Origin of the sequence: Microbacterium sp. NPDC056044, assembly GCF_042267145.1 — a bacterium.
Taxonomy (GTDB): Bacteria; Actinomycetota; Actinomycetes; order Actinomycetales; family Microbacteriaceae; genus Microbacterium.
This window is the reverse complement of sequence record NZ_JBHJWZ010000001.1, coordinates 426,601-452,972: the sequence shown is the minus strand read 5'-3', so window position 1 is coordinate 452,972 and position 26,372 is coordinate 426,601. Positions and strand designations below refer to the sequence as shown.

Below are 26,372 nucleotides of genomic sequence, written 5' to 3'. Positions count from 1 at the left end.
ACCCCGCTGTCACAGGGCGCCCGGCCGGCGCAGCGCGCTCATCGCGAGCACGCCGCCCGCCCGGGCGCTCTCGCGCGGGCCGGCACCCTCGAGCGCCGCCACGATGTAGCCCGCCGCGAAGGCGTCGCCCGCTCCGGTCGAGTCGAGCACGTCGGCCACCCGGTCGACGGGCACTTCGATCGTCTCACCGTGCACGGTGACCAGCACCGGCTCCGCGCCGCGCTTGATCACCTACACGCCGCCCGGCGCGAGCTCGAGCTCGCGCGCCGTCCGAGCCTCGTCCTCGTTCGCGAAGACCACGTCGGGACGAAGCTCCGCGAGCACGCGCCGCAGCCCTTCCTCGCCGAGCGCCCGCATCGTCGCGACGCTCGAGAGGTCGAGACTCACCCGGGCGCCCTCCGCAGCAGCCCGGGCCGCAGCATCCATCACCGCCCGCGCGGAGAGCGCCGACGCGAAGCCGTAGAGCGGCACATGCACCCAGTCGGCGCCTGCGATCCACGCGGGGTCGATGGCGTCGAGCTCGGCGGCGGCGCCGCGGTCGGTGATCATCGTGCGCTCGCCCACTGCGTCGACGAGCACGACGATCGAGCCGGTGCGGCCGTGCCGCTGCACCCTGACGTCGACGCCGGCGGCCTCGAGCTCGGCGACGAGGGCGCGCGCGAGCGTGTCGTCACCCACCCGGCCGATGAAGCGGGAGGGATGCTGCGCCCCGGCCGCCGTCGCCACGTTCGCGGCGCTGCCGCCCCGCGTGAGCCGCACCTCGGCGGGGTTGTCGGTGCCGCGCTCGAGCGTCGCACCGCCGAGGACGATGAGGTCGGCGACGAGATCGCCGATCACGACGAGCATCAGAGGTCGCCGGCCAGCGCCTGCGCGATGCGCGCGCCGAGGTCGACGTTGCCGCGGTACACGGCGACATTGACGTCGAGGCTCCGCCCGCCCGTCTCGCGCTGGAAGAAGTCGAGCAGGAACGGCGTCGTGTCGTGCCCTGAGACGCCCGCGGCGTCCGCCGCGGCGAGCGCCCGCGCGAGCACGTCGTCATGCAGCGCCGGATCGAGCTGTCGATCCGCGGCCACGGGATTGGCGACCAGCAGCGTCGACGAGATGCCCAGGGCGTCGCGTGTGCGGGCGATGGCGGCGATCTCGGCGGGGGAGTCCACCGCGTACTCGACGTCGTACCCGGAATCGCCGACGTAGAACCCGGGGTAGTCCGTCGTGCGATAGCCGACGACGGCGAGGTTCAAGGTCTCGAGGCGCTCGAGCGTCAGCGCGATGTCGAGGATCGACTTGACGCCGGCGCTCACCACCACCAGCGGCAGCCCGGCGAGGGTGGGGAGGTCGGCGGACTCGTCGAACGTCTGCGCGGCGCCCCGGTGCACCCCGCCGAGCCCGCCGGTCGAGAAGACCCGTACGCCCGCCCGCGCGGCGAGGTGCGCCGTGGCGGCGACCGTCGTGCCGGCGCTCAGCCCTTTGACCGCGGCGACGGGCACATCGCGCACACTCGCCTTCACGACGCCGTCGGCGGTGGAGAGGCGCTCGATCTCGTCGGGCGAGAGTCCGACGGTGGGCCGGCCGTCCACCAGGCCGATCGTCGCGGGCACGACACCCAGCGCCCGTACGCGAGCCTCGGCCTCGAGCGCCACCGCGAGATTGCGGGGGCGGGGCAGGCCGTGGGTGAAGATCGTGGACTCGAGGGCGAGCACGGGATCGCCCGCAGCGACCGCGTCGCGCACCTCGGGCGCGATGACGAGGGGATCGGACACGGGCATCCTTTCGACCCGGGCAGCTCATCCGGCCCGGATAGGGACACAGTATCGACCGGATGCCGCGTCCTGGGGCACGCCGACTCAGCGGCGCGGGCGGCGCGGGCGGCGCGGCGGGCGCGGCGGGTCGATTCCCATGCGGATGCGCGTGCGCCTGCGCTCGATGACGATGAACGTGCTGCCGAGCACCCAGAGCGGCACCTGGGTGAGGAACGCCAGACGGAAGGCATCGAGGTTGTAGGTCGTGGGCGTGCCGGCGCCCTGCAGATCGAGCGCGAGGCCGATGAGGAGGATCGCGACCAGCGCCGCGAGGAAGCCGCCCGCGTTCGTCACGCCGGTCGCGGTGCTGAGTCGATGCGACGGGTTGTGGGTGCGGGCGTGGTCGAACGCGATCATCGACGCGGGGCCGCCGGTCGCGAGGGCGACCGCGAGCGCGATCAGCAGCCAGAGCGGCGCGGGGCCGGGGTAGGCGATCACGGCCAGCCAGGCGACCGCCTGCACGGCGACCGTCGGGAGCACGAGGGCGCGGGACCGCAGGTGAGGGATGCGTCGCGACAGCTCCCCGATGATCGGACCGAGCACCATGCCCACGACCACGTACAGCGACATGAGGGACGCCGCCCCGGCCGTGCTAAGCCCTTCGCCGGCCGTGAGGAAGGGCATGCCCCACAGCAGCACGAACGCGGTCCCCGCGAACGGCGTCGCGAAGTGCGACCAGAACGCCAGACGCGTTCCGGGATGCGCCCACGCCGCACGGATGCCGACCCCGGTGTCGACGGCCGAGGTCACGACGCGGATCGCGCCGGTGTCGGTGTCGACCGACACATCCTCCTCGCGGTCAGCCGGGTGGTTGCGGATCAGGAGGAACACGAGGATCGCGAACAGCACGCCGAGCCCGGCGATGCTGCCGAACGTGATCGTCCAGCTCGTGGCGTGCAGCAGCGCTGCGAGCGGGATCAGCGCCACGAGCTGACCCGCCTGTCCCACGATGCCCGTGAACTGCACCATCAGCGGGCCGCGCTGCGCGGGGAACCAGGTCGCGATGAGGCGCAGCACACCCGGGAAGATCGCCGCGTCGCCCGCGCCCAGCAGCATGCGCGCGATGATCGCGACGCCGACGCTGGGGGAGAGGGCCATGGTGAGCTGCCCCACCGCCATCAGCAGCATCCCGACCGTCATGATGGGCCGTGCGCCGTAGCGGTCCAGCAGCACGCCGATCGGGATCTGCATGCCGCCGTAGACCGCCAGCTGCACGACGGCGAACAGCGACAGCGTGGCTGCGTCGGCGTCGAACCGCGCCGCGGCGTCGACGCCGACCGCGCTCAGGGACGAGCGGTTCGTGATCGCGAGGACATACCCGGCGACGCCGACCGTCCAAATCACCCAGGCGTACGCTCCCGGCCCCGTCGCACGGGGACGGGACAGACTCTGCACCATTCCACAGTAGTCACCGTGACGGATGCCTCGGCCGGGCGTTCCCGCCGGCCATCCGCGAGAAGGGTGGCCGCAGCATCCGCCTGCTGTCAACCCCCTCCCTCGCGTTCTCGGGCTCCACCAGGCTGAAATGCGGGACGATCCCGTCCCACGGGAGGGGAGGGTGCTCGCGCACCCCCGGAAAGGAGCTTCGCATGAGCATCGGCGCTGGAATCGTCCTGTTCGCGATCGGAGCCATCATCGCGTTCGCGCTCAACGTGCAGGTCGACTGGGTCAACCTCGACATGCTCGGCTACATCCTCATGGGCGCCGGCGTGGTCATCTTCCTCGTCGGTCTGGTGCTGATGATGCGCCGCCGGCGGTCGGACGTGATCACGCACACCGCTGTCGACCCCGCCTCCGACGCGCAGGTCACGCGGCGGACCACTCGCACCCCCGACGACACCGCCGGGCTGTGACGAACCCTCCGGCCGCGGGCGCTGCGGCGCCTGCGGCCGGAGTCATGCACACGGCCGTCGGGGTCTCGCGCTGAAGACGATTCAGCGGGACAATCACCCCGACGCCCCCGTCGCCAGACCCGCGGCAGGACGTCACCCGACACGTTCGTTCTCGGCGACGACGGCGCGATTCCGACCGGGCCTGCGACGCCGGAGGCTTCCTCTGGGGGTGGCCGCGATGGATGCACCCGCGACAGGTTCCGACGTCGGCGGCGAACTCGACGACCTGCGCCGGCGCGCCTACGGCCCGCATCCCGACATCGAGGATGACCCCGCGGCCCTCGCCCGCCTGATCGAGCTCGAGGCAGCGCAGCACCCGTCGCCCCGGCCCCGCGCGGTCGTGGCGGCTCCCCTCGCGGAGGTGACCCAGCCGGCGCCTGCTGCCGCCGTCATCCTCTCGGCGGAGAACCCGGCATCCTCGGCCGAGAACCCGCCGTTCCCACCCGGCGAAACGCGTCCTGCGCCGAGACGGCGATGGGCGCTCGGCGCGCTCATCGTCGGCACGGCGATCGCGCTGACCGGCGTCGTCATCGCCGGCGTCGTCGGGTTCCCGCGACCGCCGGACGCCGTCATGCGCCCGACCGGCGCCGAGCCCGACGACCAGCTGCTCACACTTCTCGCGGCGGAGGGCCAACCGCTCAGGCCGGACATCGAAGGCGCGTCCGAGATGCAGATCGACCTCTCGACGCTCCATGCGTTCGGCACCTACAGCGACATCGAAGTGTGGTCGGCGGTGAACACCTTCGGCTCGCCCTGTCTGATCGGCGTCCACCGGGCGACCGATGATGTCGTCGCGCGCCGGTGCATGCCGGCAGGCGCCGACCTGTTCATGGACATGCCCTGGGATGTCCTCCACGAGAACGCCGTACGGCGCGCCCTGCCGGAAGGCCAGGTCCTGCGCTTCTTCCTGCGACCAGACGCCGTGGACGTGCATGTGCTGGGCTCGGAGGGAGGCGCGCCATGACCGAGGCGAACGCCGGGCGCCGCACGCCCGCCCAGAAGCGAGGCGTGGTGCCGACGCGGTGGGGCCTGATCTGGATCGCCGCGGCGGTCGGACTCGCGACGGCGTACGGGATCGCCTGGCTCATGGGCCCCCATCCCGACACCACCCTGCAGCGCGAAGACGGCGTCGCGCGGTCGCCGATCACCAGCCTCCTGAACCACGCTCCCGTCGAGGTGGATCCCGCCACCCTCGAACCGTATGAGGTGTTCCGGGGGCTCCAGCCATGGACCGCCACGGACGCTCTGGGCAACCCGTGCCTCATCGTGGTCGAGCCTGCGACCAGCGGTGTGCACGGCGGCTCGTGCACCCCGCGGGAGGCCGACCTCATCGTCGATGTGGGCGCATGGCCGGCGTATCACGACAGGTTCGCCGAGGGGCTGCCGGACGGCACGGTCATCCGGTTCCAGCTCCGCGGGGATGCCATCGACGTCTCGGTGCATCGTCCGGCAGAGCCGGACGCTCGATAGGCGCTGACGGCCGGTCAGGAATCGACGGTCGCACCGATCGCCGCGCGGAACGCCTCGACGCCGCGCAGCTCGATCGGCGCGCCGAGAGCGGCGGCGTGATCGCCGCGCAGCGTCTCCCAGCGCTCGCGCGACATCGCGAAGCGGTTGTGGAGCACCGCGACCCCTTCGCGAGCGACATGGAATGCTCCGTCGGGCGCGTACCCCACCCGCCGTGACACCGCGTTCGAGGGACCGTTGTCGACGAAGGCGCCCGAGGTGGCCTCGCGCGCGCCGATTCCCTCGAACGCGAAGTGGAGCGCGAGCATGCGCATTCTCGTGCCGATGCCACGCCCTTGGTGGGCGTGCCCCAGCCACGACCCCGTCGTGACGCGACGCAGCACCGCCCACTCGTTCGCGGTGATGCCCTGAACACCGGCCACGACGCCGTCATGAAGGACGGCGAACTCGAGCGTGAATGCGTCGGGGGAGACGCGATTGCGGATGCCCCACTGGAACGCGAGAACGCTGCGGGCCACTTCATCCGGTGTGCCGCGCGACCAGGGGTGTTCGAACGGCATGGTCCCGGGATCATGGATGCCTCGTCCCGCAAGTTGCGCGATTTGCACGAGTAGTTCGTCGTCGATCCAGCGGAGTTCGAGGTCGCCGGCGCGCACCGACAGCGCGGAGGCGGGCCAGAGTCGGGCGAGCGCGTCGGTCTGGGACATGGCGGCAGTCTTCCAGACGGAGTGCGAGCAGGGCGACGCGCAGATCCGCCACGGGGAGTAGAGTGGGCAAGCGCCCACTCTAGGTGGGCGCTTGCCCATTAGGAGATCCGATGCCCACTGGCCACGCGATTCTCGGTGCTCGCGGCGTCTTGCTCGATGCGGGGCGCGGCGTCCTGGCTGCGCACGGGCCGACTGCGCTCACCAGCAGGTCGGTGACGGAGGCGTCCGGAGTTGCGAAAGGCGTGCTCCATCGCCACTTCGAGGATTTCGACTCGTACATCGCGGCGCTGGTCGCCGAGGAAGTCGCCCGCATCCGGGCGGTCGAGCCGCGCGCGGCGGCATCCGCGGTGACGGCGATCACGGACGTGATCGAGCAGACCTTCACACCGACGATGCTCGCACTCGTGAGCCTTGCGATCGGGCGAGACGGTGTGCGGCGGAGGCTGAGCGACCGCTCTCCGGGCATTCCGCTGCTCGGCGACGCGACGGCGGCGATCGCCGACATCCTCGCCGCGGGACGAGAAGTGGGCTGGGTCCGGAAGGACGCCGATGTCCCTGTGCTGGCGTTGGCGCTCGCGGGAAGCATCTATCTCCTGTCCGCGGGCACCTCGGGCGCCCTTCCGGCTCACGACGCCGTGCAGGAAGTCGTCGCGTCGATCCTCGCCGCGTCCGTCTGATCACGCGGGGGAGCGGCGCCGCGCTACTCCCGCTCGACCGACAGCCACAGCTCGCATGTCGCGGTGCTGAAGTCGGGCGAGCGGTCGAGGATCGCCACGATCGATGGCCCCGGCCGCAGGCGCCAGGGGTTGGACGGGAACCAATCGCTCGCGGTCGCCGCCCAGATCGACTGCAGAGCGGCGGGGTAGGGGCCATCTGTGCGGAAGACAGCCCACGCACCGGCCGGCACCTGGATGACGTCGAGATCTTGGGGTACGGACGCATGCTCGTGGACCGCGACACCGTGCAGGTACGTCAACTCGCCGCCTTCGGTGTAATCGGGGTCGACGTCGGCGCTCACCTGCAGCAGCCCGGCGGGCTCGGTGCTGCTGAGATCCTTGAGTCGGGCGTGCTCGGTGACGGGCAGAGCGGCGATGTGGGCCTGAATGTGCGGGTTGACTCCCTCGTGGATGAGGGGCACACGTGCGGCGTGGCCGACAAGCTGGAATGCGGGTCGGTCGGCGATACGAGTATCCATAGGTGTGTTCCCTTCGACTGTCAGGCGGAACCTGAGCTGTGGTTGTGAGCGAAGAGGGCCGCCGTCACGGCGCACGTCGGCGGGACTGACGCCGTGCACGGCCCGGAACGCGCGGCCGAACGCCTCGGTCGAGCCGTAGCCGTACCGCACGGCGATGTCGAGCATCTCGCCATCGCCGAGCAGGTCTGCTGCCGCGACGGTCATGCGCCGGCGACGGACGTACTCCGACAGCGGCATGCCCGCGAGCGACGAGAACATCCGGCGCACGTGGTACTCAGTGGTGCCGAAGCGTGCGGCGAGCCGCGCAAGGTCGATGTCTTCAGACAGGTCGGCTTCGACGAGCTCGATCACCCGGTTGAGAGTCGCGATCACGGTTCCTCCTTCGAGACCCAGCCTCGTCGGGCGCGCACCGCCGCACACGACTACCGCGGTTCGATTCGATCGTGCCGCACCGCGCTCTTGATCAGTCCCCGGAGCTGGCTGGCAGGACGTCGCGGTCCACCCTGACGGACGCGGTGTCCAGGCGCGCGTCGTTCCGGAGTTGACGGAAGACCGCTGGTTCGGCCGCCACGATCAGCGAGTCCGGGTAGAGGCGGCTGCCCCACGCCAGACGGCCATCCACGTCCCACGCGAACTCGGGGATCCGATGTCCTGCTTCCACGTCGCCCGGAACGAGGTCGGCATCGACGAACTCCTCACCGAACACCCGCGTCGTCGAATCGGTCTGCGGAGCGTCCGCGTAGCCGATCCACCGCAGGCATCGAAGCGAGATATCACCCATCGCCTCGCGTAGCGCATCCGCAGTGGCCGAATCGAGTACTCCCATGCACGAGACCAGGTCTCGAACGGCGGGCTCGTCTTCGGCGATCCGGCTCGTTGCTTCGAACCAGTCGAGCGACGCCGGGTGCTCCTCGACGTCTACGTAGCGGGACCAGCGCACGACGTCGTCGGCGCGGTTCCGGAACGGCAGATACACGCGCAACATGGGGAGTTCACGATGTGATTCGGGGACGAAGTCCCTCGCAGCGGTGTGCCATCCCGACTCGGCAAGCGCGGCGCTCCTGTGGGCCATGGGCTCCAAGGTAGTAGCTGGCCCTCCCGCTCGCTGTGGGACTCACATCGTCGGCGGGGGAGCGTGAGACCAGTTCTCGCTAGCTGGTGGGAACCGACTTGCGGCCGATGGCGAACCAGAGAATCAGTCCGAGCCACGGAAACAGCAACACGATCAGTACCCAGACCGCCTTGGCGGTTCCCGAGGCGACTCTGTTCCGGGCGATACTCACGACAGTGATGATGAACGGGATGAGCCAGATCGCGGAGAGGATGATCACGTGCCATCCATTGAGGTTTCCGAACACGCGCCTCAGTCTGGCACAAGGCACCATCGACGCCGGTCCTACGCCGCCCTGCACCAGCGAGACCGAGGGGAGCGGCCGACTCGCAGCAACTCGAACATGTCATCTCTGCTGGCAAAGCGCGTTACCCATTTCCTCACTAATGGGCTGTCGGCCGTTGATGGCCCGACTGGGAGCCCGCTATTTCGCGGAGGAGGTTTGTGATGTCGATCGGCTGGGTCGGCGGGAGGGTCACATCGCCGGGTCGTGGTTCGTACATCGCGCTCCTCAAACTTCCTTAGACGACTCGGCGAGGCCGGCGCCGGCCTCGGTGCGCCAGGTGACGCGAAGGACGTCGATGACTTCGTCGGGGGTTGCCCCGGCGGCTTCGGCTGCGGTCACAAGTTCGCGAATCTGCCGGGTGACTGCGAGGGGGAGGCGTGCTGCCGACTCGGCGACTCGCGTGCCGGCAGCGGTGCGGGTGACGACCAATCCGTCCTGCTCGAGCATCTTGTATGCCTTCGCGGCGGTACCGGGCGCGACGCCGAGGTCGCTGGCGGTCTGCCGTACGGTAGGAAGCCTCTCGTTGGCTCCCAGTTGCCCGGAGACGATGAGGCCACGGAGCTGCCGGTAGATGTCCAGCGTGGGGCTGCCGTCGTCTGCCGTCGACAGGACCGGGTGAGCGCTCATCGGCCCGCCGTCGCGGCGTCGACCCGCTCGTCGAGCTGCTCGTCCGGGGAAGGGGAAGGCCATTTCTGGCGAAGCCTGGCGGCGACGAGAAGCAAGAGTGTGAACGCGATCACCTCGAGGATGGGAGCCAGCCAGCCGGCGGCGGTTGCGAGTTCCGCATACCGCCATGCTGCTTCATACGGATCGCCCCCGTTCTGGCCTTCAATCCAGAGCTGCGTCGCCGTTCCTGCGCGGGCGATGAGCCGCCATGCGCCGGCTAGGGCCAGCAGCATCCCAGCCGTGGCCACGGCGACAGCGCCACCGGCAACTTCGGAGCGCAGTCCTCGTTCTGCTGCGACCGTCTCCGGTCGAATGAAGGGCCGTGCGGCGTTCACGCGTAGCGCGAGCGCGGTGGTGACGATCAGCGCGGCGAGGGCGATGAGGACCGGCACGCCGAATGCCCACCCGTAGTACCAGAGCCGGATCGGATCGATCTCGGCCTCGTTCGGAATCGGAATCTCGAGCCAGATGTACTGACCACGGCCGTCAGCGGCTGACGTGACGCCCGCCGCGATCGTCGTAGCGAGGAGCAGAAGAAGCACGACGCCGCAGAGGATGAGACCTCCGCGCGGCCCGAAGGTCGTCCACGTTCGCCGAGCCCCCGTCACGACCGGAGCCTCAGATGGTGCTGATCCTCGGAACGTGATCAAGGCGGCGAGGATGGCGATAGAGAGAGCGCTGGATGCGATGGGTGTGGCAAACCGCCACCACGAGACCGCATCGCCCAGATTGGTCACATAGCCGCGGATGATGTTCTCAGCCACGAAGACCACGACCACCGCGATGGCGGCGATCGCCAGGGCGCGGCGCTCGGGTGCGTACCGGTTCTTCACCGATCGTGCGGCGCCTTCGGACAACACCACGTGGGTGCTCGCACGCGACCCAACGAACGCGATGACTGCGCCAGAGACGACCACTGCAAGAAGAAGAGACGTGAGCGGCGTCGAGAACGCAGCCCCTACCCAGTCGAGCGGACTGAAATTCGCGGTCCTGAACCCATGCATAGTCTCTCCTTACGAGCTTGTGCCACAGTTCTAGCACAATTTGTATCTCCCACAAGGTACAACCTGCGGCATCCGCATCGGCGCCCGATCGATCACACTCCTGTCGGCACGCCACGCACCTCAAGCGCGCACTGCCCTCGCGCCGCCCCATCTGTGTGCAGGGGAGTGCCGATTGCGAAGTTCGCAAACGGGTACCGCGACTTCTGCTGGGGAACCCAGTTACCCGTTCTCTCACTAACGGCACTGTTCGGTGCCGTCGATGCGTACCCAGTCGACGTCGAGGATGCCCTCCTGGACGATCGCCCCGGCAGCATCAGAGACTCGGTATCCCATCAGCGCGGGGGAGTCGAGCAGTGTTGCGAGCCGATCGCGGGGCACGCGAAGTGGATCGGAAACGATGTGCAGCCGGTGAGCGCGAGGATCAGTGCGGTTGCCGCGATCGAAGCAGCGAGTCGTCGCATGGAGCCCAGTCTCGGGTCGGCCGGGCCTCACGCGAGGAGATCGTTATGAGCTTGCGACTCCGCCCACGCTCACGCCCGTCGGTTCGGACACCGCCTCGCGCCGGCTGCGGAGACGGAAAGCCACCCAGCGCGCGAACGCGGTGCACCCGCCGCAGACCGCGGCGAAGAACAGCGCGAGAAGCCGAATCGGCTCGGCGAACGACGACCAGCCGACGATCGCGAGAGCAAACGCGACCATGGCGCCCGCAACGAACCCGAGCAGGCCGAACGCGACCACGTGAACCCAGCAACGGCGAACGCTGCGCAGCGCCCACCCGAGCAGCCACGCGAAAGGCGCGCCAAGCCAAGTGAGGGCCAATGCGATGACCGCGTAAGCGACGACCGTGGCGCCGAGGAGAGGCAATGCCCCCGTGTCACGGAAAGTGTCCGGGTACCTGATGCAGCCGTATGCCGAGGAGAGCACCATGAACGTCGCCCAGACCGTCAGCGTGTAGAGCGTGACGTCAAGGAATGTGAATGGCGTCACATCTGGGGAGGTGGCGGGAGGTGCCATCGCCATCTAGCCCGTATTCTTCCTTCGAGTCCTGCGTTGCACGTTCGCAGCGCTACGGGCGCAAGACGAGAACGTCGCCGGGCTGGATTACTTTCGACCCAGAACGGTCGTTGTACGCTCCGACCGTGACGTAGTCGACGCAGAATCGCTCGCCGATGGCGATCAGCGAGTCGCCGCTCGCGACGGTGTACGTCTCGATCAGGCCGTCAGCGGTGTACCCCACCTCGCCGGACGCGTACTCAGTCACGCCCATATCGGTCAGCTCACCCGCCAGTCTCGCGCTGGGGTCGTGAGCACCATAGGGATGGATCGCTGCGTTCGTTGCACAGTCGCCTGGACCCTCCGCCGAGAACCAGGTGCCGTTACCCGCAGAGATCAGGGCTTCCCCCTTAGGGGCGACGACGTCCTCAGCCTGCGCGGCAGGTGCAGGCTGGGTGTTCTCACTCGGGCTGAACAGTGTCCATTCTGACAACGCGCTAGTGGCTGTCGCGACGGCGGGTGTGGCGACGGCGACGAGTCCGGCGACGACGAGCACGGAGATTCCAGCAGCGATCTTCGCGTCGCGGTCCATGTGGACGACCTTAGTGGACTGCGTGTTCCAAGGTCAGCGGCGCTTTCGATCACGCGTTGAAGCGTTCCAGCGATCCGAGACGCCCGCGAGCGGTCGGCCGATGAATGAGCTTGTACGCGCCTTTGCAATCGAGGTCGAGGGGAGCGGCCTATTCGCGTTAGGCGCAAAAGATGTCGAGTTCGGCTGGGGAATCGCCTGCCCCGGTTTCTGGGCAATGACGGCTCAGCAGTTCATGGGTGCTAGCTTCGCTCGCGCTTGAGGTCGATGTAGTCGCTCATGCGCGCGCCCGTCTGGGCGGCGTGCCGCGCGATGACGGCCGGGCTGTAGCCGAGCAGGTTGATGAGGGAGCGGGCATCGACGTCGTGGACCAGGTCCGGGGCGTGGCGTTGAGCGTCGATCCCTAGAACAACCAGCGGCGCTGCGATGAGCGCTATCAAGTGGAAGACATTCCCTGGTCCGCTGTTCTTTCAGGGGAGGGCGCCGAGGGGGTACCCGTTTCTGCAGTAATTGCGAATCTCGCAAACAGTGGAAGGTCGAGTTGACATAATGTGCATTATCGGCGTAGCTATAAGGCGCCCGCACGAACCCCTTCTGACCCCTTCTCGCCCCAGAAGGGGCTACGCAGAAGGGTGCCTAAAGAAGGATCACCAGCGAGGCGTCGATCGCACGAACGCGCACGGTGCCACGCGAACTGATGACCGAGTCAACCAGATGACTTTCCCTGACCGAGTTACACCGGCGTAGTTCACACGACCCAGTCGCCGTCGCGCATGAGCACCCGGCCGGCCAGCTCGTTCGACTCGCGCCACGCCTGGATCCGCGTCGGCCGCAGCACCAGGAACACGTAGCCGGCGAGGCCCCGCGGGTCCCAGTCGGCCTGTGCCGCGTACGCGGCTCCGAGCGTCGCGTCGTCGTCCACGCCGGCGGACCGCTCGAGGACGACGTCGATCATCGCGACGTCGCGCGTCGGTCCGACGGCCAGCCGTGCGACCCCGGACGCCACGATGTTGCGCGCGGTCACCGAACCGTCTTCGAGCGCGATGACGGCGCGTTCCCCGATCCAGGCGAGCGACAGCGGCACCAGGTGCGGCGCGGCCTGCGGCGACGCCGTGGCCACCCAGACGTCGGCGGCCGGAGCCGCGAGCGCCGCGAGCAAATCGGTCTTGCGGGTCACACGGTCTCGGCAGTGCGGCCTATCCCGCCCCGGTGATCCTCATGCAGCTGCTGGTGTTCACCCCGATCACGATGGCGATCCTGGATGCTGTGACCACCGCCCGCGCATCGCTCTGGCGCGCCGTGGCCCGTGTGGCGACGAACCCGATCGTGGTCGGCTCGGTGCTCGGGACACTCGTCTCGGTGCTGGGGATCGAGCTGCCGCCCGTCGTGATGCAGCCGGCGATGCTCATCGCGAACGCGTGCGTGCCGATCCTCCTGATCGCCTACGGCATCTCGCTGCACGGGCAGCGTGTGCTCGGCGCGTCGGGCCGGCGGCGCGACATCGTCCTCGCCACGACGCTCAAGCTCGTCGCGATGCCCGTAATCGCCTGTGCGGTCGCCGAGCTCGTCTTCGGCCTGTCGCCGCACGACGTGCTCATCGTGACGGTGCTCGCAGCTCTCCCCACAGCCCAGAACGTCTTCAACTACTCGCAGCGCTACGACGTCGGCGAGACGATCTCGCGCGACACCGTGTTCCTCACGACGATCGGATGCGTGCCCGTGCTGATCCTCGTGACGCTGCTGCTCGGCTGACGCGGGCTCAGCCGGTCACTGCCGCACGATCTCGTGCAGCACGCCGAGCACGAGCCGCACCTGTTCTCCCTCCCGGAGCACCGTGAAGAGCGTGTGGGTGCAGGCTCGGCACCGGACGATCGCTGCCATCTCGTCCAGTTCGACGACGGCCTCCGCCAGCGGCGAGGCGTCGCCACACCCGCCGCACACGCCGACCAGCGCGGTGACGTCCGCGCCGAACACATCCCACAGCATCCCTGCCGCGGCGTTGCCGTCGACGACGCTCTCAGCGTTCTCGGCACGCATCATGCACCTCCGAAGCGTTCGGTCCTGATCCGGGCGGCAGGATGCCCCAACCCGACGAGCGCGTCGGCGACGTGCTCGACGAACCCCGTGGGCCCGCAGACATACACGATCGGCTCGCGCCCCGGTTCCCACACCGCCGCGCGCAGCGCGTCATCGTCGATCCGCCCGACCGGTCCTGTCCAGCCGTCGGGCGCCGCGCGAGTGTACCGCCAGCTCAGCCCCACTCCCCCGTCACCGGACAGTTCCGCGAGCTCATCGCGATATATCGCGTCTTCGGCGGTGCGGACGGAGTAGAGCAGGCGGACCGATGCTGAGTCCCCCGCATCCGTCGCGGCACGCACCATCGCCATCAAAGGCACGATTCCCGACCCTCCGGCGATGAGCTGCACCGGCGCCGCTCCCCCGGCTCGCCACACGAAGTAGGCGCCGATCGGCCCCTTCACCTCGAGCTCGTCGCCGGGCCGCACGTCTTCGACGAGATACGGCGACACCTCTCCGTCGGGGATCTCGTCCACCGCGAGCTCGATCGTCTCAGCGGTGCCGTACGAGCCGAGCGAGTACGACCGCACCGCCTGGTAGCCGTCCTCGGCGGTGAGCCGGATGTCGACGTGCTGCCCCGCGTCGTTGCCCGGCCAGCCCGGTACCTGTAGCCGGAGGATGCGCGCCGAGGGCGTCGCGGGCACCGCCTCGACGACCCGCCCGGGTCGCCAGTCGCCGACCGTCACCAATACCGTTCCTCGGTCCAGGGGTCGCCATGCATGTTGTACCCGTTCTGCTCCCAGAAGCCCGGCTCGTCGTCTGCCATGAGTGTGAGCCCGCGCACCCACTTCGCGCTCTTCCAGAAGTAGAGGTGCGGCACCAGCAGCCGCGCCGGCCCACCGTGCTCGGGGTCGAGCGGCTCGCCCTCGAACTCGAACGCGACCCAGGCCTTGCCGCCGAGCAGATCCTCCATCGGCACATTGGTCGTGTAACCGCCGTACGAGTGCGCCATCGCGTACTCGGCGTCGGTCTCGACCGTGTCGATCAGCGTGTCGAGCGACACCCCGCGCCACGACGTGCCGAGCTTGGACCACCGCGTCACGCAGTGGATGTCGGTGTGGACGTCCTCGATGGGCAGCGCCATGAACTCGTCCCATGTCCACGAGACCGCCTCACCGCCCTCGGTGCGGATGCCGAAGCGCCAGTCCTCCTGCTCGATCCGCGGAGTCGGCCCCGCCGACAGCACGGGGAAGTCCTCGGTCAGGTACTGACCGGGCGGCAGCCGCGGATCGCTCTCACGGCGACGCGCTCCGAACCCTCTCGACACGACGGCCATCGACACCCTCCTCTTGCGCGCCGCCCCGGGCACGCACGCTCGCGGTAACGGTCACGCACACGCTAGCGCGGTGTGGGCCGTCCAGGCGACGGGCATCGGGCAACACACGTTCATGGTCGCTTGCATGTTCGATCTGGGGTCTAAGCTTTAGCCGCATCACGTACAGGGAACTCTCAGAAAGGCCCCTCATGTCCACTGCATCCGAAGCCGAGAAGTCGGCCGTCAACGGAATCCGCACGGCGCTCGGCGTCGGCGGCGTCCTCGCACTCATCGTCGGCATCCTGATCCTGGTCTGGCCGGGCAAGACCGCCGCCGTCGTCACCGCGATCATCGCGATCTACGCGATCGCCGCAGGCCTCGTCTACGCCGGTCTCGGGATCTTCTCGAAGACCAAAGGCGGCTGGGCTCGCGTCGGCCACATCCTGCTCGGCGTGCTGTTCATCATCGCCGGCGTCGTGGCGCTGTTCAACCTCGCGCAGACCACCGCGTGGCTCGCGCTGTTCCTCGGCATCCTCGTCGGCATCATGTGGATCGTCGAGGGCATCGTCGCGCTGTCGACGCTCGGCGACGCCGCGTCGAAGGGCTGGTCGATCTTCTTCGCGATCCTGAGCATCATCGCCGGTATCATCCTGCTCTTCTCGCCGCTGTACGTCTTCGCGCTGTGGTGGATCCTGGGCATCGCGCTGGTCGTGCTCGGTATCGTCAACATCGTCCGCGCCTTCACGTTCAAGGGCGACATCTGATCCGCGCCTGAACCGACGACGGCCCCCGGAAGCGAACGCTTCCGGGGCCGCCTCCTGTCCCGGGCGGATCAGCCGACCGGCAGGTGCCGGCTCCACCAGTCGAGCACGGCATCGAAGCGCTGCACGCGGTGCCGCGGCTGACCCGCGCGCGTGAGCTCGTGGTTCTCGCCGGGGAAGACCAGCATCTCGGCCTCGGTGCCCTGGCGCTTGAGCGCCGAGTAGTACCGCGTCGCCTGCTCGAGCGGGCACCGGAAGTCGAGCTCCGAGTGCATCACCAGCGTCGGTGTGGTGACCTGGCCGACGACGGCCATCGGGCTCTGGCGCGCGATGTCCTCCACCGCGACGCCCACGTACTCGTCGCCGAAGAACGAGCCGATGTCGCTCGTGCCCTGGAACGAGAGCGGCTCGAGGAAGCCGCGCTCCACGATCGCGCCGGCGAACCGGTGGTCGTGCGCGATGACCCACGCCGTCAGATAGCCGCCGTACGAGCCGCCCTGCACGCCGACCCGCTCGCCGTCCAGCCGGGCGTCGCCCTGGATCGCGCCCTCGAGGAAGTCGATGACGTCGGCGAAGTCGACCGTGCCCATCTGCTGACGGATGCTGCGCCCGTGCTCCCGCCCGTAGCCGGCCGAACCGCGGGGGTTCGAGTAGACGACGGCGTAGCCCGCATCCACGAGGACCTGCGTCTCGTCGAAGAGGTGCACGCCGTACGACGCGAACGGTCCTCCGTGGATCTGCAGGATCACGGGGAACGGCCCCTCGCCCTCGGGCGTCGCGACCCATCCGTGCACCGGGTAGCCGTCGCGGCCGGTGACCGTCAGCTCGCGAGGAAGGACGATTCCGGATGCCGCGGCCCGCGCCCCGAACGACGTCAGCGCCCGCCTGGCTCCGTCTTCGATGAGCACGAGCTCCCCGAACGAGTCCGGCTGGGACACCGCGGCGACCACCCGGCCACCGCCGGTCGCGTGACCGCCGACCTCGACGTCGCCTCCGAGGATCTCGGCGACCGCGCCGTCGCGGGACACCCGCACGAGGCGCACCCGGCCGCGCGCGGCGTCCTGCACGATGAAGTCGTCGCCCTCGACACGCAGGTGGCCTTCGCCGAGGTACAGCGCATCGGCGTCGGTGATCCGACGGGGGCTGCCGTCCTCGACGAGCCACAGCCCGACGCCGGGGGCGATGAAGTCCACGCCGTCGCCGACCTCGTGCGCGAGCAGGGCGATCGTGCCGTCCGCCGCGACGACCGCCTCGTAGATCGCGATCCCCGCGTCGGTTCCGAACACCTCGCGCTCGCCCGAGCCGTCGACGGCCAGAGCCACGAGGCGGTCGCGCAGATCGCGGCGGTCGGACTCGATCTCGTCGGGGACGGTGAGGATCTCACGCCCGTCGGCGGTGAAGACGACACCGCCGTGCGAGGTCGTGCCCTCGGTGAGCTGGCGCGCCTCGGCGGCGACCAGCGTCTTCTTGGGCGGGGTCTCGTCCTCAGGGCGCACGGCGGCGGCGGGCTCGTAGAACGGCTCGGCGTCGACCTCGGGCGCGGCGATCACGAAGACGTGGGCCGGGCGGTCGCCGATGTAGCCCATGCCGTTCGCGTGCCAGCGCACCCCGGTGATGTGCCGCGGCGCCTCGGCCGCAGCATCCAATCCCTCCACGCTGCCGTAGCGGCCCTTCTCGGGCACGCGGGCGACGAAGGCGATGCTCGCGCCGTCGGGAGCCCACGCGAAGTCCTCGACGCCGAGCACGGCGTCGGTCGCCTGCACCGGCTCGCCGCCGGCGGCGGCGATCACGTGCACCTGCGGCTTGCCTTTGGCGTCGCCGCGCACGAACGCGATCCGCGTGGCGTCGGGCGAGAGCTTCGGCGAGCCGTCGGCGGTGCCGCGCGTGAGGCGCCGCGGCGTGCCGTCGGGCAGGTCGACGCGCCATACCTGGCCGACGTTGCGGTTGGCCGCGATGTCGGGGCGCGAGGTCGCGAAGACGGCGAACGAGCCGTCGCCGGCGATCTCGGGACGCCCGACCGAGACGAGGGTCTCGATGTCGTTCGCCTTCATCGGATCACTCCGCCTCGAACGACGAGGTGTCGCCCACCAGGCGGGTGTTGTCGGCCGGCACCGGGTCGAGTGCCGCCTGCGCGACCTCGGCCGCGAACTCCGACACGTTGTAGAGCTTGCCGGCGTCCTCACGGCGAGCGGCGATCGCACCGGGGTTGGCGCGCTCGAGCAGCGTCGCCGTGATGGTGCCCTCGATCATGTCGCCCGACACGACGACGAACTCGACGCCGCGCTCGGTCAGCGCGGGGATGCGCTCGCGCAGGGCGTCTTCACCGGCGCGCTTGGACAGCGCAACCGGCTCGTACTCCGGCATCGTCGGGGTGGTGTGGATGAAGTGCGCCTGGTGGCTCGTGACGAACACGACGCGCGAGCCCTCGCCGAGGAGCGGGAGGGCGGTCTCGAGCACGTTCACCTGCGCGTCGCGGTTGAGCAGCAGCGCGTAGTCCTCGGCCATGCCGGACTCCATGCCGCCCGACGCGTTCAGCACCAGGATGTCGAGCGAGCCGAAGGTCTTCGCGACCTCGTCGAACATCGCCTGAACGGATGCCGCGTCCGTGAGATCTGCGCCGACCACGAGCACCTCGACGCCCAGGTCGCGCAGCTCGCCCGCGAGCTTCTCGGCGCGCGGAGCCTTGTTGCGGTAGTTGATGACGACGTTCGCTCCGGCCTGCGCGAGATAGCGAGCCGTGTCGGCGCCGATGCCGCGGGACGAGCCCGTCACGAGGGCGGTCTTGCCGCTCAGCGAGCTCTCGGGAAGCGGTGTCAGAGTCTCAGTCACGTGTAGACCCTACCTGCTAGGTTCGGACTGAGGAGGCTACCGTGGAGCTCATCGAGGTCGTCGAACAATGGGCGTGGATCGGCTGGCTGGTGCTGATCCTGATCTTCCTCGTGATCGAGATGCTGACGCTCGATTTCACGTTCCTGATGCTCAGCATCGGCGGCCTCGCCGGCCTCCTGACCGACCTGCTCGGCGCCCCGATCTGGCTCCAGGTGATCATCGCCGCCGGCGTCGCCGCGGCCCTCGTGCTGCTGCTCCGGCCGCCGCTCCTCAGACGCCTGCGTCGCGGAGAGGACCCGACGCCGTCGAACGTCGACGCCCTCATCGGCCTGGGCGGCACCGTCGTCTCGTCGATCGGCTCCCACGGCGGCCAGGTCAAGCTCGCCAACGGCGACATCTGGACCGCGCGCACCGAGTCCGGCGACCTCGAGCCCGGCGCGCGGGTGCGCGTCAGCCGCATCGAGGGAGCGACGGCCGTCGTGCGCTCCGATTCCCCCGAACCCCTGACCGCACCGGAGGACCCGCTCGCATGAACGACTTCACCTCGGCCATCCCGACGGCGATCGGGTGGATCCTCGCCGCCGCGGTCTTCATCTTCGTGCTGGTCGTCATCTTCCGGTCGATCCGGATCATCCCGCAGGCGACCGCGGGCATCGTCGAGCGCCTCGGCCGGTACCACAAGACGCTCTCCCCCGGCCTCAACCTCCTGGTCCCCTTCATCGATCGCCTGCGGCCGCTCATGGACATGCGCGAGCAGGTCGTCTCGTTCCCGCCCCAGCCCGTGATCACCGAAGACAACCTCGTCGTCTCGATCGACACCGTCGTGTACTTCCAGGTCACCGACGCCCGCGCCGCGACCTACGAGATCGCCAACTACCTCAGCGCGGTCGAGCAGCTCACCACCACCACCCTCCGCAACGTCGTCGGCGGCCTGAACCTCGAAGAGGCGCTCACGAGCCGCGACGAGATCAACGGCCAGCTGCGCGTCGTCCTCGACGAGGCCACCGGCAAGTGGGGTCTGCGCGTCTCCCGCGTCGAGCTCAAGGCGATCGACCCGCCCCACTCCATCCAGGACTCGATGGAGAAGCAGATGCGCGCCGAGCGCGACCGCCGCGCCGCGATCCTCACCGCCGAGGGCTCGAAGCAGTCGCAGATCCTCGAGGCCGAGGGCCGGCGGCAGGCCGAGATCCTCCGCGCCGAGGGCGACAAGCAGGCCGCGGTGCTGCGCGCACAGGGCGAGGCCGAGGCGATCCAGACCGTCTTCGACGCCATCCACACCGGCAACCCCGACGACAAGCTGCTGGCCTACCAGTACCTGCAGACCCTGCCGAAGATCGCCGACAGCGCCTCGAGCAAGCTCTGGATCATCCCGAGCGAGTTCACCGACGCGCTCAAGGGCCTGACGGGCTCCTTCGCGGGTGTGATGACGGATGCTGCGGCCAAGGGCCGCGCTCCCGCTGCGGGTGGCGTCGCGCCCGGCGCCGCGGGCGGCACGGCCTCCGGCGGCCCGGCGATCAGCGCCCCGCCGTCAGTCACCCCGCCCACCCCGTGACCCACCCCTGGTTCAAGGGGGTCGCGACGCCGCGCGTGCTCGCGCACCGTGGACTCGTGACGCCGGACGCTGCGCGCAGCGGCATCGTCGAGAACTCCTTCGCCGCCGTCGCCGCCGCGCACTCGGCCGGGGCCGACTACGTCGAATCGGACTGCCACCGCACGGCCGACGGGGTCGTCGTGCTGTTCCACGACGACGATCTGTCGCGCGTGACCGGCGATCCCCGCAAGATCGCCGATGTGACGGTGCGCGAGCTCGAACACCTCATGGCCGAGCGCGGCGGGCTCATCACGCTGGCCCAGGCTCTGACCTCGTTCCCGACGGTGAGGTTCAACCTCGACGTGAAGGCGACGGATGCGGCCTCCGCCGTGGGCACCGCGATCGCGCCGTTCGCCGACCGGGTGCTCGTGACGAGCTTCTCGGACGAGCGCCGACGCGCCGCGCTCGCCGCGGCGCAGGCGGTGAACGAGGCGTCGGGGCGCAGCATCCGTCCCGCGACATCCGGGGGCCGCGGCACCGTCGCACGCACGCTCGCGGCCGTGTCGACGCGGTCGGAACGGCTGGTGGCGCGGGCTTTGGCCGGTGTGGACGCACTGCAGGTACCCGAACGTCAGGGCCGCGTGCGCATCGTCACGCCGCGGCTCGTCGCGGCGGCGCACCGGCACGGCGTCGAGGTGCACGTGTGGACCGTCAACGACCCCCACGACATGGTTCGGCTGGTCGAGATGGGCGTCGACGGCATCGTCACCGACCGCTCCGACGTGGCTCTCGCAACCCTGCGATAGCACCCTTCGGTGACGGCACACACGCTCCGCTGTGCATCCACTGTGAAAGGTCGATGAACAGGGGCCCTTCGGATGATCCGCACAGGTCACTTCGTTATACCTGTACAGCGACGAGAGGACCACAAAATGGCAGACCGCAGCCTGCGCGGCATCCGACTCGGCGCCCAGAGCCTACAGAGCGAAGAGGGCGTCGTGTTCCATGAGCGTGCACAGCACATCTATTCCTGCACATCGTGTGGACGTGACACGACTTTGACCTTCGCGGCCGACGCCGAGGTCCCGCCCGCCTGGGAGTGCCGCACGTGCGGTGCCGAGGCGCTGCTGCGCGTGGGCGACGGCACCGCGACCGTCGACCACTCCGGCGACAAGACCCCCCGCAGCCACTGGGACATGCTCCTGGAGCGCCGCACCATCCCCGAGCTCGAAGAGCTGCTCGAGGAGCGCCTCGCGTACGTCCGCGCCCGTCGCGGCGCCGGCGAGGCCGTGACGGTGGACAAGCTCAGCGCCTGACCCGCGCTTCGCGCGACGCCGGCCCTACGGGGCCGGCGTTTTCGCGTGCCCGCGCGACCGCCGTCGCGCGGCGATACCGAGTCCTGCGAGCACGATGACGCTCCCCCATGCCAGGAGCGCGTTCACCCACGGCCCGACGAGGACGGCCGGCGTGAGGCCCGTCCGCAGCGGCACGTCGGTCAGCATGTGCCCGGGCTCGTCAGCCGGGAGTCCGTCGATGGTGGACCCGTCGGGCGCGATCACCTGACTCGTGCCCACCGTCGAGAGGTTGACGACGGAGCGCCCGGTCTCGATCGCGCGCAGGCGCGCGACGGCCAGCTGCTGCAGGTTCTCGTCGGTGCCCCGGAAATCGGCGTTGTTGGTCTGGAAGAGATAGATCTCGGCGCCGTCGCGCGCGCCCTCCCAGATCAGCGCGTCGTAGATGACGTCGAAGCAGATCGCGAGTCCCGCGACGGTGCCGTCGATGTCGAACACCGGCGGATTCGTTCCCGGCGTGTAGTCGCGGCCGATCATGCCGATGAGGTCGGGAGCGATCGACGCGTAGAAGTCCCGATCGGGCACGTATTCGCCGAACGGCACCGGGTTGCGCTTGTCGTAGGTCTGCTCGATGCCGGCGCCCTCGCGCCACAGGAACGACATGTTGAAGTACTCGTCGCCGCGCTTGTCGATGCGGTTGGCGACGAGCGGCGCGCCCACCTGCCTCGCCACGCGGTCGAGGGCGGCCGCGACGACGGGCGAGCTGTCGGGGTCGATGTCGACGCTCCCCTCGGGCCACAGCACCACGTCGACGTCCTCCTCACCGAACAGCGGTTCGGTGGCGTCGTACTGCGACGCGAGGATGTCGCCCGCCTGACGCTCGTCGAAATAGCCGGCGGGACCGTTGCCCTGCACACTCGCGACGCGCATCGTGCCGGCCGGCGTCGTCGACCACGCAGGCACCACGATGAGGACCGTGGCCACGAGGACGAGCACTCCGACCGGGAGGAGCGGACGGATGCTGCCTTCCCGCGCCCGTCGTGGCGACCGCACGAGCTCCACCGCCGCCGCGACGAGCGCGACGAGCAGGAACGTGAGCCCCGCGGTGCCGGTCCACGACACCACCTCGGCGAACGGCCCGTTGACCTGCGAGGTGCCGACGCGCCCCCACGGGAAGCCGCCGTAGGGGAAGCCGCCGATCACCGCCTCTTTCGCGGTCCACAGCCCGCCGACGAGCACGGAGGTGACGAGGATCCGGCCGCGGCGGGGCACCACGACGGGCACCCACCGGTACGCCAGCGAGATGAGCACCGCGCCGCCCGCGACGAACAGCGACTCGAGGAGCGACAGCGCGAGCCACGGAAGCGGCCCGACCCACTCGGCGGTGAAGTCGACGTTCAGGAGATAGAACGCGAGGCCGTACGCGAGTCCCGTGAGGAACGCGCCCCAGGCCCGGCGCCCGACGAGCGTCACGAGTGCCAGCGCCACGGAGACGAAGGCCATCGGCCACCAGGCGACCGACGGGAACGCCAGGTCGAACAGCACCCCGGCCAGCACAGCGACGGGGACCGCCGCCCAGAGCGGCAGGATCGGGCGAGGGGGCACGGGATCAGCCTAAGCGAGCAGCACGGCGATCCTTCGCCGCGTCGGCGGCGCTACACGCCGGAGTACGCGACGATGCCTCGGCGCACAGCATCCAACGCCTGACGGGACGTGGAGGCGATCGGCTGATCGGCGACGATCGACAGCTGGTCGAGCAGGTCGATCGTCTGCTTCGACCAGCGCACGAAGTCGCCGGCCGCCATGTCGGCCTCGATCAGCACGCGGTCGAGCATGCCGCCGCGCGCCCACGTGTGCATGGCCAGCGCCAGGCCCGCCGCGACCGGTTCGCTCCCGGGGAGACGGTGCTCCTGCTCGAGGTCGTCGAGCTCCTGCCACAGCGACAGTGTCGCCTCGAACGCCGGGCGGAACGCCCCGCGCGGCAGCCCCCGCTCCCCCGGGCCGCCGTCGTCGCGCCGCGGCTCGTACACGAGCGAGCAGGCGAGCGCGGCGAGGGACGCGGCATCCAGGTCCTTCCAGATGCCGCGGCGCAGCGACTCTGCGACGAGGAGGTCCCGCTCGCCGTAGATGCGGCGCATCGTGCGACCGGCGGGGGTCAGCGTCGTTGTGCCGTCGCCCTCGATCGACACGTACTCGAGCGCGCCGAGCACGTCGACGACGCGGTCGAAGATGCGCGCGACGGTGCCCGTGCGGGTCTCGATCTGGCGGCGCAGCTTGTCGACGTCCCGCTTGAGCCGCCAGTACCGTTCGGCCCACCGGGCGTGGTGCTCGCGATCGGGGCAGCCGTGGCACGGGTGCCGCTGCATCTGCTTGCGGAGGGTCGCGATCTGGCGCTGCCGCTCGTCGCGGGTGCGGCGCCCTGCGCTCACGTCCTTGCGATTGAGCTTCTCGACGTCGCTGAGCTCCCGCCGGATGCGCGAGTACTCGCCGAAGTCGCCGCGGTCGCAGGTCATCGCCTTGGCGTAGCCGGCGAGCGACTCCTCCTGCTCCTTGACCTGCCGGGCGAGCCCGACCACCGCACGGTCGGCCTGGAACTGCGCGAAGGACGATTCGAGGATCTCGCGCGCCTTGGCCCGGCCGAACTGGTCGATGAGGTTGACGGCCATGTTGTACGTCGGCCGGAAGCTCGAGTTGAGCGGGTAGGTGCGTCGTGAGGCGAGGGCGGCGACGGCCTGCGGGTCGAGGCCCTCGGTCCACTGGATGACCGCGTGCCCCTCGACGTCGATGCCGCGCCGGCCGGCACGGCCGGTGAGCTGCGTGTACTCCCCCGACGTGATGGCGACGCGCGCTTCGCCGTTGAACTTCTCGAGCTTCTCGAGCACCACGGTGCGCGCGGGCATGTTGATGCCGAGGGCGAGCGTCTCTGTGGCGAACACGACCTTCACGAGCTTGCGCTGGAAGAGCTCCTCGACGACCTCCTTGAACGCCGGCAGGAGTCCTGCGTGGTGCGAGGCCACACCGCGCTCGAGGTTCTCGCGCCACTCCCAGAACCCGAGGACCGCGAGGTCCTCCTCGAGGAGGGTGCGGGTGCGCTCCTCGATCACGGCGCGGATCTCGCGGCGCTCGTCCTGCGACGTCAGCCGCACGCCGGCGCGGCGCACCTGCTGCACGGCGGCGTCGCACCCGGCGCGGCTGAAGATGAAGAAGATCGCGGGCAGCAGGTTGGCGTGCGACAGCAGCTCGACGACGTCGGGGCGATCGAGGCGCTCGATCCGCTGCACGTTCGCGGACCGCACCGGGCGCTTCCCGCCCCGGTTCGGACGGCGACGGGATGCCTCGTACCCGGCCTGGCGCGCACTGTTCGACGCCTGCACGCGATGGTTGCGCTCGAAGTTCTGCCCCTTGAACGAGCGGATGCGCATGAGCTCCTGGTTGACCTGCGCGGTCGCGATGCCGGCGCGGTCGTCGAAGAGCGGCAGAAGATCGCCGCGCACCAGCACATGCTGCTCGAGCGGCACCGGGCGGGTCTCCGACACGATCACCTCGGTGTCGCCGCGCACGGTGTCGAGCCAGTCGCCGAACTCCTCGGCGTTCGACACCGTCGCCGACAGCGAGATGAGCCGCACGCTCGGCGCCAGGTGGATGATGACCTCCTCCCACACGGCGCCGCGGAACCGGTCGGCGAGGTAGTGCACCTCGTCCATGACCACGTACCGGAGACCGCGCAGCGCCGGAGAGTCGGCGTACAGCATGTTTCGCAGCACCTCGGTCGTCATGACCACGATGCGCGCGTTGCCGTTGATGTTGGTGTCGCCGGTGAGGAGGCCGACCTCGCCCTCGCCGTAGACCTCCTGGAGCTCGCGGAACTTCTGGTTGGAGAGCGCCTTCATCGGCGTCGTGTAGAACGCCTTGTCGCCGGGTTCGCGCATCGCCAGGTGGATCGCGAACTCGCCGACGATCGTCTTGCCCGCTCCGGTGGGGGCGGCGACCAGGACGCTCCGGCCCTCCTCGAGGGCGCGGCATCCTTCGATCTGAAACGGGTCGAGCGTGAACCGCTGCGAGGCGGCGAAGGCAGCCGTGATCGGATGCGTCCGGTCGAGGCGTGCCGAGGCGCTCGCTCGCGCGTAGCGGTCGGCGGGAGCGGCGTCGCTCACGGAAGAGGCTCCGGCGGGAGCAGGTCGACGCTGCGCTTCGCCTTGCGCCGGTCGAAGAGCATCGACACTCCGGCGGCCGCGATGAAGAGCACGATCAGGATGCCCGCCAGCATGAGCATGCTCACGACGTCGGCGGCCGGCGTGGCGAGTGCGGCGAATGCCGTCGCCACGATGACGGCGACCCGCCAGCCCTTGAGGATGCCCCGGCCCGAGATGATCCCCGCCATGTTCAGCGCCACGAGGAAGACCGGCAGCACGAACGAGACGCCGATGACGATCATCAGCTTGAACACGAAGTCGTAGTACTCGGCGGCCGCGTAGAAGTTCACCGCGCCGTCGGGGGTGAACCCGTACATCAGCTCGATGACGTGCGGCACGATCAGCAGGCCGACGTAGCAGCCGATGAAGAACAGCGGCACCGCGGTCGCGACGAATCCGACCGTGTACTTGACCTCTTTGCGCGTCAGTCCGGGCATGATGAATGCCCAGATCTGCCAGAGCCAGATCGGCGCCGACAGGAACAGGCCGATGGAGAACGCGATCCGCATGCGCAGATCGAACGCCGACGTGACGGTTCCGAAATTCAGCGCCGCGTCGCCGCGTTCCTCGGCGATGATGCGGATCGGCTCAGTGATCCAGTGGATGATCGGATCGGTGATGATGAACGCGATCACCATACCGACGATGAGCGCGATGGCGGCGATGAAGAAGCGGTTTCGCAGCTCCCGCAGATGCTGGCCCAGCGACATCCGCTTGTCGCGCTTC

31 protein-coding genes and 1 pseudogene are annotated in these 26,372 nt (G+C 69.6%); 10 read left to right on the top strand and 22 right to left on the bottom strand.

The window, feature by feature from the left end; all coding sequences use genetic code 11:
• Window positions 1–9 precede the first annotated feature (9 nt).
• The 3 genes and pseudogenes from ACFC1I_RS02155 to ACFC1I_RS02145 form a co-directional block, all read right to left on the bottom strand.
• Window positions 10–846: pseudogene (locus tag ACFC1I_RS02155) on the bottom strand (carbohydrate kinase family protein).
• The gene (locus ACFC1I_RS02150; protein ID WP_376006231.1) at window positions 846–1,766 is read right to left on the bottom strand and encodes a pseudouridine-5'-phosphate glycosidase; all 921 of its coding nucleotides are present in this window, start codon (window positions 1,764–1,766) and stop codon (window positions 846–848) included. The pseudogene ACFC1I_RS02155 and the gene ACFC1I_RS02150 overlap by 1 nt, the downstream one beginning before the upstream one ends.
• Before the next feature lie 78 nt (window positions 1,767–1,844).
• On the bottom strand, window positions 1,845–3,197 hold the full coding sequence (locus ACFC1I_RS02145) for a nitrate/nitrite transporter (RefSeq protein ID WP_376006230.1): 1,353 nt from the start codon (window positions 3,195–3,197) through the stop codon (window positions 1,845–1,847).
• A gap of 191 nt (window positions 3,198–3,388) precedes the next feature.
• Between ACFC1I_RS02145 and ACFC1I_RS02140 the strand changes: the two genes are divergently transcribed.
• The 3 genes from ACFC1I_RS02140 to ACFC1I_RS02130 all read left to right on the top strand — a co-directional run bounded on the left by ACFC1I_RS02140 (window position 3,389) and on the right by ACFC1I_RS02130 (window position 5,161).
• Window positions 3,389–3,652, top strand: coding sequence for a DUF6458 family protein (locus ACFC1I_RS02140; RefSeq protein ID WP_376006229.1), 264 nt, complete (start codon window positions 3,389–3,391; stop codon window positions 3,650–3,652).
• Window positions 3,653–3,869: 217 nt separating this feature from the next.
• On the top strand, window positions 3,870–4,655 hold the full coding sequence (locus ACFC1I_RS02135; protein WP_376006228.1) for a hypothetical protein: 786 nt from the start codon (window positions 3,870–3,872) through the stop codon (window positions 4,653–4,655).
• The gene (locus ACFC1I_RS02130) at window positions 4,652–5,161 is read left to right on the top strand and encodes a hypothetical protein (protein WP_376006227.1); all 510 of its coding nucleotides are present in this window, start codon (window positions 4,652–4,654) and stop codon (window positions 5,159–5,161) included. The genes ACFC1I_RS02135 and ACFC1I_RS02130 overlap by 4 nt, the downstream gene beginning before the upstream one ends.
• A 14-nt stretch (window positions 5,162–5,175) precedes the next feature.
• On the opposite strand, the gene ACFC1I_RS02125 is transcribed toward ACFC1I_RS02130, so the two are convergent.
• The gene (locus ACFC1I_RS02125; RefSeq protein WP_376006226.1) at window positions 5,176–5,865 is read right to left on the bottom strand and encodes a GNAT family N-acetyltransferase; all 690 of its coding nucleotides are present in this window, start codon (window positions 5,863–5,865) and stop codon (window positions 5,176–5,178) included.
• A 110-nt stretch (window positions 5,866–5,975) separates the two neighbouring features.
• Between ACFC1I_RS02125 and ACFC1I_RS02120 the strand changes: the two genes are divergently transcribed.
• Window positions 5,976–6,542 carry a TetR/AcrR family transcriptional regulator gene (locus tag ACFC1I_RS02120; RefSeq protein WP_376006225.1) on the top strand — a complete coding sequence of 189 codons (567 nt, stop codon included), beginning with the start codon at window positions 5,976–5,978 and terminating at the stop codon, window positions 6,540–6,542.
• Between the two features lie 23 nt (window positions 6,543–6,565).
• Here ACFC1I_RS02120 and ACFC1I_RS02115 read toward each other — a convergent pair whose 3' ends face one another.
• The 10 genes from ACFC1I_RS02115 to ACFC1I_RS02070 all read right to left on the bottom strand — a co-directional run bounded on the left by ACFC1I_RS02115 (window position 6,566) and on the right by ACFC1I_RS02070 (window position 12,886).
• Window positions 6,566–7,432: a GyrI-like domain-containing protein gene (locus ACFC1I_RS02115; protein ID WP_376006224.1), complete on the bottom strand. Its 867-nt coding sequence runs from the start codon at window positions 7,430–7,432 to the stop codon at window positions 6,566–6,568.
• 91 nt (window positions 7,433–7,523) lie between these two features.
• Window positions 7,524–8,132, bottom strand: a complete 609-nt coding sequence (locus ACFC1I_RS02110) for a hypothetical protein (RefSeq protein ID WP_376006223.1) — start codon at window positions 8,130–8,132, stop codon at window positions 7,524–7,526.
• 79 nt (window positions 8,133–8,211) lie between these two features.
• Window positions 8,212–8,391: a PLDc N-terminal domain-containing protein gene (locus ACFC1I_RS02105; protein ID WP_376006222.1), complete on the bottom strand. Its 180-nt coding sequence runs from the start codon at window positions 8,389–8,391 to the stop codon at window positions 8,212–8,214.
• Between the two features lie 291 nt (window positions 8,392–8,682).
• The gene (locus tag ACFC1I_RS02100; protein WP_376006221.1) at window positions 8,683–9,084 is read right to left on the bottom strand and encodes a GntR family transcriptional regulator; all 402 of its coding nucleotides are present in this window, start codon (window positions 9,082–9,084) and stop codon (window positions 8,683–8,685) included.
• Window positions 9,081–10,127 carry a hypothetical protein gene (locus tag ACFC1I_RS02095; RefSeq protein ID WP_376006220.1) on the bottom strand — a complete coding sequence of 349 codons (1,047 nt, stop codon included), beginning with the start codon at window positions 10,125–10,127 and terminating at the stop codon, window positions 9,081–9,083. Before ACFC1I_RS02095 ends, ACFC1I_RS02100 begins: the two co-directional genes overlap by 4 nt.
• A gap of 234 nt (window positions 10,128–10,361) precedes the next feature.
• The gene (locus tag ACFC1I_RS02090) at window positions 10,362–10,505 is read right to left on the bottom strand and encodes a hypothetical protein (RefSeq protein ID WP_376006219.1); all 144 of its coding nucleotides are present in this window, start codon (window positions 10,503–10,505) and stop codon (window positions 10,362–10,364) included.
• 126 nt (window positions 10,506–10,631) lie between these two features.
• The gene (locus tag ACFC1I_RS02085) at window positions 10,632–11,147 is read right to left on the bottom strand and encodes a hypothetical protein (protein WP_376006218.1); all 516 of its coding nucleotides are present in this window, start codon (window positions 11,145–11,147) and stop codon (window positions 10,632–10,634) included.
• Window positions 11,148–11,193: 46 nt separating this feature from the next.
• The gene (locus tag ACFC1I_RS02080; RefSeq protein ID WP_376006217.1) at window positions 11,194–11,712 is read right to left on the bottom strand and encodes a LysM domain-containing protein; all 519 of its coding nucleotides are present in this window, start codon (window positions 11,710–11,712) and stop codon (window positions 11,194–11,196) included.
• A 239-nt stretch (window positions 11,713–11,951) separates the two neighbouring features.
• The gene (locus ACFC1I_RS02075) at window positions 11,952–12,149 is read right to left on the bottom strand and encodes a hypothetical protein (RefSeq protein WP_376006216.1); all 198 of its coding nucleotides are present in this window, start codon (window positions 12,147–12,149) and stop codon (window positions 11,952–11,954) included.
• Between the two features lie 308 nt (window positions 12,150–12,457).
• Entirely contained in the window at window positions 12,458–12,886 is a 429-nt protein-coding gene (locus ACFC1I_RS02070) for a pyridoxamine 5'-phosphate oxidase family protein (protein ID WP_376006215.1), read from the bottom strand.
• A 41-nt stretch (window positions 12,887–12,927) separates the two neighbouring features.
• Between ACFC1I_RS02070 and ACFC1I_RS02065 the strand changes: the two genes are divergently transcribed.
• Window positions 12,928–13,461 (top strand): AEC family transporter, encoded by a 534-nt coding sequence (locus ACFC1I_RS02065; RefSeq protein WP_376006759.1) that lies wholly within the window; start codon window positions 12,928–12,930, stop codon window positions 13,459–13,461.
• A 15-nt stretch (window positions 13,462–13,476) separates the two neighbouring features.
• Here ACFC1I_RS02065 and ACFC1I_RS02060 read toward each other — a convergent pair whose 3' ends face one another.
• Genes ACFC1I_RS02060 through ACFC1I_RS02050 form a run of 3 tightly spaced genes read right to left on the bottom strand, consistent with a single transcriptional unit; the run spans window position 13,477 to window position 15,061 of the window.
• Window positions 13,477–13,746 carry a DUF6510 family protein gene (locus tag ACFC1I_RS02060; RefSeq protein WP_376006214.1) on the bottom strand — a complete coding sequence of 90 codons (270 nt, stop codon included), beginning with the start codon at window positions 13,744–13,746 and terminating at the stop codon, window positions 13,477–13,479.
• Window positions 13,746–14,471, bottom strand: coding sequence for a ferredoxin reductase (locus ACFC1I_RS02055; RefSeq protein ID WP_376006213.1), 726 nt, complete (start codon window positions 14,469–14,471; stop codon window positions 13,746–13,748). The genes ACFC1I_RS02060 and ACFC1I_RS02055 overlap by 1 nt, the downstream gene beginning before the upstream one ends.
• A complete protein-coding gene (locus ACFC1I_RS02050) occupies window positions 14,468–15,061 on the bottom strand; it encodes a sulfite oxidase-like oxidoreductase (RefSeq protein ID WP_376006212.1) in 594 nt (197 codons plus the stop codon). The genes ACFC1I_RS02055 and ACFC1I_RS02050 overlap by 4 nt, the downstream gene beginning before the upstream one ends.
• Window positions 15,062–15,249: 188 nt before the next feature.
• On the opposite strand from ACFC1I_RS02050, the gene ACFC1I_RS02045 reads away from it, so the two are divergent.
• Window positions 15,250–15,804: an HdeD family acid-resistance protein gene (locus ACFC1I_RS02045; protein ID WP_376006211.1), complete on the top strand. Its 555-nt coding sequence runs from the start codon at window positions 15,250–15,252 to the stop codon at window positions 15,802–15,804.
• Between the two features lie 68 nt (window positions 15,805–15,872).
• On the opposite strand, the gene ACFC1I_RS02040 is transcribed toward ACFC1I_RS02045, so the two are convergent.
• Together ACFC1I_RS02040 and ACFC1I_RS02035 are read right to left on the bottom strand one after the other, a co-directional pair.
• A complete protein-coding gene (locus ACFC1I_RS02040) occupies window positions 15,873–17,852 on the bottom strand; it encodes a prolyl oligopeptidase family serine peptidase (protein WP_376006210.1) in 1,980 nt (659 codons plus the stop codon).
• Window positions 17,853–17,856: 4 nt separating this feature from the next.
• Window positions 17,857–18,630: an SDR family oxidoreductase gene (locus tag ACFC1I_RS02035; RefSeq protein ID WP_376006209.1), complete on the bottom strand. Its 774-nt coding sequence runs from the start codon at window positions 18,628–18,630 to the stop codon at window positions 17,857–17,859.
• Window positions 18,631–18,671: 41 nt separating this feature from the next.
• Here ACFC1I_RS02035 and ACFC1I_RS02030 point away from each other — a divergent pair, with 41 nt between their 5' ends.
• The 4 genes from ACFC1I_RS02030 (at window position 18,672) to ACFC1I_RS02015 (ending at window position 21,477) form a co-directional block, all read left to right on the top strand.
• Window positions 18,672–19,163, top strand: a complete 492-nt coding sequence (locus ACFC1I_RS02030; RefSeq protein WP_376006208.1) for an NfeD family protein — start codon at window positions 18,672–18,674, stop codon at window positions 19,161–19,163.
• Complete coding sequence (locus tag ACFC1I_RS02025; protein WP_376006207.1) at window positions 19,160–20,182, top strand: SPFH domain-containing protein; 1,023 nt, start codon at window positions 19,160–19,162, stop codon at window positions 20,180–20,182. Before ACFC1I_RS02030 ends, ACFC1I_RS02025 begins: the two co-directional genes overlap by 4 nt.
• A complete protein-coding gene (locus ACFC1I_RS02020; protein WP_376006206.1) occupies window positions 20,179–20,967 on the top strand; it encodes a glycerophosphodiester phosphodiesterase family protein in 789 nt (262 codons plus the stop codon). The genes ACFC1I_RS02025 and ACFC1I_RS02020 overlap by 4 nt, the downstream gene beginning before the upstream one ends.
• 126 nt (window positions 20,968–21,093) lie before the next feature.
• On the top strand, window positions 21,094–21,477 hold the full coding sequence (locus tag ACFC1I_RS02015; protein WP_045302382.1) for an RNA polymerase-binding protein RbpA: 384 nt from the start codon (window positions 21,094–21,096) through the stop codon (window positions 21,475–21,477).
• Between the two features lie 24 nt (window positions 21,478–21,501).
• On the opposite strand, the gene lnt is transcribed toward ACFC1I_RS02015, so the two are convergent.
• From lnt to tatC, 3 genes are read right to left on the bottom strand one after another with little or no spacing between them, the layout of a single operon-like run.
• Window positions 21,502–23,058, bottom strand: a complete 1,557-nt coding sequence (lnt, locus tag ACFC1I_RS02010) for an apolipoprotein N-acyltransferase (RefSeq protein ID WP_376006205.1) — start codon at window positions 23,056–23,058, stop codon at window positions 21,502–21,504.
• 50 nt (window positions 23,059–23,108) lie between these two features.
• A complete protein-coding gene (locus ACFC1I_RS02005) occupies window positions 23,109–25,607 on the bottom strand; it encodes a DEAD/DEAH box helicase (RefSeq protein ID WP_376006204.1) in 2,499 nt (832 codons plus the stop codon).
• Window positions 25,604–26,356: a twin-arginine translocase subunit TatC gene (tatC, locus tag ACFC1I_RS02000; RefSeq protein ID WP_376006758.1), complete on the bottom strand. Its 753-nt coding sequence runs from the start codon at window positions 26,354–26,356 to the stop codon at window positions 25,604–25,606. The genes ACFC1I_RS02005 and tatC overlap by 4 nt, the downstream gene beginning before the upstream one ends.
• Window positions 26,357–26,372: the final 16 nt, after the last annotated feature.